Below are 615 nucleotides of genomic sequence, written 5' to 3'. Positions count from 1 at the left end.
GGGCGCGCTCGCGGACAACTTCCGCGATCAGGCTCGGATCCGACGGGCATTTGCCGCGCCAGATCCGCTTACCGTCCCGCCGCACCGAGATCGCCGTCTCTTTCAACGACACGTCAAGACCGATATAATCACTCATGGTTGTTCTCCGTTCGATGCTTGGGCCCGGCGTCCAGTCGTGAGCCCGTATCTTCATCTTATCGGGGAACAACCACCCACTCTTCCATGCACTGACCGTCTGGCCCGAGGGCGACTCGCTCCGCGATTACCCAATGTGTCAAAACTCGAATACACTCGGCCGCGCCGAATGATTTGTACAAGTCCAAGCTCCTGATCCGGAGATTTCCCGGTCTATCGGGGCTTACAGGAAATTAAATTGCTCCTCGGAGCGGCCCGTTCGCGTTTTGACACAAGCTCGGTAGAGTCGAGGTGTGGCGCGGTGGCTGTAGGGTCGGCCTATCTGTTTCCGCCGCTTTCGTCTGGCGGTGCCTCACTAGATCCTCGACACAGTGATTTTGACCGGTTGGCCTGCCGTCTCTTGTGACGGCACTTCGAAGCGGTGCGGGATCTGCAAGTGGATTGATCCCCATTGGACGGGGCCTCGGTACCAGATGCGAA

The 615-nt window shown here is 58.7% G+C and carries 1 pseudogene; it reads right to left on the bottom strand.

Features of this window, described 5'->3' with window-relative positions:
* Nucleotides 1-136 (bottom strand): annotated as a pseudogene (locus FS320_RS44760) (IS110 family transposase); the annotation flags it as partial.
* Nucleotides 137-615 lie beyond the last annotated feature (479 nt).

It is taken from the genome of Microvirga tunisiensis (assembly GCF_009296175.1).
Taxonomy (GTDB): Bacteria; Pseudomonadota; Alphaproteobacteria; order Rhizobiales; family Beijerinckiaceae; genus Microvirga; species Microvirga tunisiensis.
This window is presented reverse-complemented; position numbering and strand designations above follow the sequence as displayed.